A 4469-nucleotide genomic window follows, 5' to 3' on the forward strand; every position below is an offset into this window, starting at 1 on the left:
TCTGGGGATACGTCGTCAGCCTGGGGGCCGCCGGCTGGGTGGTGAACCGACTGGGGCCGAAGCGCACCATCGTCACGGCCCTCCTGGTGTTCGGCAATCCGCCCCCGGTCCTGGGACCGGGGGCGGATTGCGTTCTTCTTACGGCCTTCTTACGGTCAGGCGTCAGCCCTCGTCGGCAACGCTGGAGACGGACCGGGTCGGCTGCTGCTCGGCCGCCACGGTCTTCTTCGACGTCGCCTTCTTCGCGGCCGTCTTGGCGGTGGTGGTCTTCGCCGCCTTCTTGGCCGTCGTCTTCTTGGCGACCGTCTTCTTGGCCGCGGTCTTCTTGGTGGCGGCCTTCTTCGCCGTGGCCTTCTTGGCCGTCTTGCGGGCCGTCTTCTTGGCCGGTACGGCTTCCTCGGCAGCGGCTTCCTCGACGCTGCCCTGCGTACCCGCTTCCGCACCGGCGTCGGTGCCGGTCTCCGCGGCGGCCGGGACGACCACCACGGCCGCCTCCTCGGACGCGGTCGGCGCGGTGGCCTTGCGCACGGCGCGGCGTCGCGGCCGGGCCGGGGCGCCGCTCTCGGCGGGCGCGTCGGCCGCAGCCTCGGGCTGCTCGGCGGGCTCGGCGACCGGCTCCTGCGCCTCGGCGACCGGCGCGGTCTCGGCGACCGTCACCACGGCCGCCTCGGAACCCGCGGGGGAACCGGCCGGCGCGGACACCTTGCGGGTGGCGCGGCGACGGGTACGGCCCTTGGGCGCGGCCTCCTCGACGTCCGGCGTCTCGACCGGAGCCTCGACGACCGGGTCCTCGGCGGCCGCGGGCACGGCCTGCGCGACGGCGGCCTCCTGCGGGCGCACCGGACGCTCGGCCTCTTCCTCGGCCGTCACGTCCTGAGCCGTCGGAACCTCGGCCCGCACGTCGGCCCTGGCTTCGGCCCTGGCCTCGGCCCGGCGGTTCGCGCGCCGGTCCTCGCGGTTCTCACCGCGCGTCTCGTCACGGTGGTCGCCGCGGCTCTCGCCGCGCTTGTCGTCCCGCTTGTCGTCGCGGTTCGGCGCGCCCGCCGGAGCCGACGCCCGTCGGCTCGCCCGGCGCCGCGTACGGCCCCGGCCGGCTGCGGCCTCCGCCTCGGCGACGCTGCTGTACAACTCCTCGTCCGGCACGAACTCGGGCTCGGCCAGCGCCACCGGCTCGGCGACCTCCGCGGCGACCTCGGCCTCGGTCTCGCTCTCCTCCAGCACCTCGGCCGTGTCCACGGCCGCCTCGTGCTCGTGGGTGTGCCCGTCACCGCCGCGCCCGCGCTTGCGGCGCTTGCCGCCGCCACCGGCGGAGCTCGGCTGCTCCATGTGCACGATGACTCCGCGGCCGTTGCAGTGGACGCAGGTCTCGGAGAACGACTCCAGCAGCCCCTGGCCGACCCGCTTGCGGGTCATCTGTACGAGCCCCAGCGAGGTCACCTCGGCGACCTGGTGCTTCGTACGGTCCCGGCCGAGGCATTCGAGGAGGCGCCGCAGGACAAGATCCCGGTTGGACTCCAGGACCATGTCGATGAAGTCGATGACGATGATGCCGCCGAGGTCGCGCAGCCTGAGCTGACGCACGATCTCCTCGGCCGCCTCCAGGTTGTTCCTGGTGACCGTCTCCTCCAGGTTGCCGCCCTGGCCGGTGAACTTGCCGGTGTTGACGTCGACGACGATCATCGCCTCGGTCCGGTCGATCACCAGCGAACCGCCGCTGGGCAGCCAGACCTTGCGGTCCAGCGCCTTGGCGAGCTGCTCGTCGATCCGGTACGTGGCGAAGACGTCGACCTCGGAGGTCCACCTCGACAGCCGGTCCGCCAGGTCGGGCGCGACGTGCGAGACGTACCCGTGGATGGTCGACCAGGCCTCGTCGCCGCTGACGACGACCTTGGAGAAGTCCTCGTTGAAGATGTCCCGCACGACCCGGACGGTCATGTCCGGCTCGCCGTACAGCAACGTCGGCGCATTGCCGCCGTTCTTGGACTTCTTCTGGATGTCCTCCCACTGCCCCTGCAGCCGCTCGACGTCACGGCGCAGCTCGTCCTCGCTCGCGCCCTCGGCGGCGGTGCGCACGATGACGCCCGCGTCCTCGGGGACGATCTTCTTGAGGATGGTCTTCAGGCGGGCCCGCTCGGTGTCGGGCAGCTTGCGGCTGATGCCGGTCATCGAGCCCTCGGGCACATACACGAGGTAGCGGCCCGGCAGGGAGACCTGACTGGTCAGACGGGCGCCCTTGTGCCCGATCGGGTCCTTCGTCACCTGGACGAGCACGGACTGACCGGACTTGAGGGCGGCCTCGATACGGCGCGGCCCGTTGGCCATGCCGAGCGCCTCGAAGTTGACCTCACCGGCGTAGAGCACCGCGTTGCGGCCCTTGCCGATGTCGATGAAGGCGGCCTCCATCGACGGCAGCACGTTCTGGACCTTGCCCAGGTAGACGTTGCCGACGTACGAGGTGGCCTGCTCCTTGTTGACGTAGTGCTCGACGAGCACGTCGTCTTCCAGGACGCCGATCTGCGTGCGCTCACCGCTCTGCCGGACGACCATCACCCGCTCGACGGCCTCACGGCGGGCCAGGAACTCGGCCTCGGTGATGATCGGGACGCGGCGGCGGCCCTGCTCACGGCCTTCCCGGCGGCGCTGCTTCTTCGCCTCCAGACGGGTCGAGCCCTTGATGGACTGCACCTCGTCGGACGGCTCGGAGGGCTTGCGCGGCTCACGGACCTTGACGACCGTGCGCTCCGGGTCGCCGTCGCCCGGCTCGACGTCGGTGGAGGAGTCACCGGCCCGCCGACGGCGGCGCCGGCGACGGCGGCTGCTGCTGGAGCCGGCGCCGCCGGAGTCCTCGCGGTCCTCGGCGTCCTCGTCGTCGTCCTCGGCCTGCTCGGCGGTGTCCTCGGTGTCCTGCGCGGCCTGCGTGCCGGCCAGGTCGTCCGCGTCGGAGTCCTGACCGTCGCCGGACTCGGCGTCGGCGGAGTCGCCCCGACGGCGACGGCGGCCACCCCGGCGCCGACGGCGGCGCGAGCCGGTCTCCTCGCCGTCGTCCCCGTCGACGCCGTCCTCGGCGGACTCCTCGGGCTCCTCCGGCTCCTCCTCCACGGCGGTGTCGGGGGCGGTCCGGTCCTCGGACTCCGGCGCGGAGCCGGAGCCGGAGCCCCGGCGGCGTCGCCGGCGCCGTCCCCCGCCCTGCTCCTCGGCGACCTCCTCGGCGGGCTGCTCGGTGTACTGCTCGCTCTCCTCGGCCGCGTCGGACTCCACCACGGCGGCTGCCTCGGCGGCGGCCCGCTGCGGGGTCTGGAACTGCGGCTCGGTGAACACGGGCGCCTGGAACACGGCGACGGCCGGGCGCCCCGGCCGACGCGGGGAGTCGTCCTCGGCGTTCTCGGCGGCCTTGCCCGCGGCGGACTGCGCGGGCGCGGCGAACCCGGTCGCGGCCTTGCGGACAGCGCGACGGCGTCGACGCGGCGCGGCGTCCTCGACGGGTGCCTCGTCGGCTGCGGGAGCCTGGCTCGCCTCGGCCCGCCCGCTCTCGACGGCGGCGGTCTCCGGCTCGGGCGCGGCGGCGCTCGCCGCGGCCTGCTCGGCCTCGGCGCTCTCGGGCGCGGACACCCTGCGGGTGGCCCGACGACGGGAACGACGCGGAGCGGCCTCCTCGGCCTCGGCGGCGGTGTCGCCGTCCGTCGTCTCCGTCGTCTCCGTGGTCTGCGTCGCCTCCGTCACGTCCGAGAGGTTCACCGGCTCCCCGGCGCTCTCGGCGGTCTCGACGGCCAGCGCCACCTCGGCACTCCCGGCGCTCTCGGCACTGTCAGCGGCCTCGGCCGCCTTCGGCGCCCCGGCGGGCGCAGAAGCCCGGCGCGTGGCCCGTCGGCGCGTACGCCCGGCAGGCGCGGCGTCCTCCGCCACGGGCTCGTGGACGACGGTCTCCTCGGCCACGTCCGACGTCGCGGCGTCCGAAGCCCCGGCGTCACCGGCGTCTCCGGTCACAGCCTCGGCGGCGGCCGGCGCCGCCTCGGGCGCGGACACCCGGCGGGTGGCCCGACGACGGGAACGACGCGGAGCGGCCTCCTCGGCCTCGGCGACAACCGGGCTCTCCTGCACCGTGTCCTCGGCGGACCCGGCGTTCGCGGGCTGCTCGGCGGTCACGGGTACGACGGTCTCGGCGGCCTCCGCGGACGCGGGCGCCCCGGCGGGCGCCGAGGCCCGGCGCGTGGCACGCCTGCGGGTCCGCCCGGCGGGCGCGGCCTCGTCAGCCACAGCCGCTGTCTCCTCGGCCTCTGCCGCCTCAGCCGCCTCAGCAGTCTCGATGCCCTCGGCGGTCTGCTCGTCCTCGCTGGCCACGAGGTCCTCGGCCTGCGCGGCCGGTACGGCCGGCTCGACCGTCTCCACCGGGGTCTCGGCGGCGGCGGCACGCCGGCAAGGTCGGCGCGGGCCACTTCGCGAAGATGGTCCACAACGGCATCGAGTACGCG

1 protein-coding gene is annotated in these 4469 nt (G+C 74.5%); it reads right to left on the minus strand.

Going from position 1 to position 4469, the window contains the following annotated elements; translation table 11 throughout:
• Positions 1-162 precede the first annotated feature (162 nt).
• Positions 163-4386 (minus strand): Rne/Rng family ribonuclease, encoded by a 4224-nt coding sequence (locus ABZ027_RS43030; protein WP_356778553.1) that lies wholly within the window; start codon positions 4384-4386, stop codon positions 163-165.
• Positions 4387-4469: the final 83 nt, after the last annotated feature.

The organism is Streptomyces sp. NPDC006332, assembly GCF_040612855.1.
Lineage (GTDB): Bacteria > Actinomycetota > Actinomycetes > Streptomycetales > Streptomycetaceae > Streptomyces.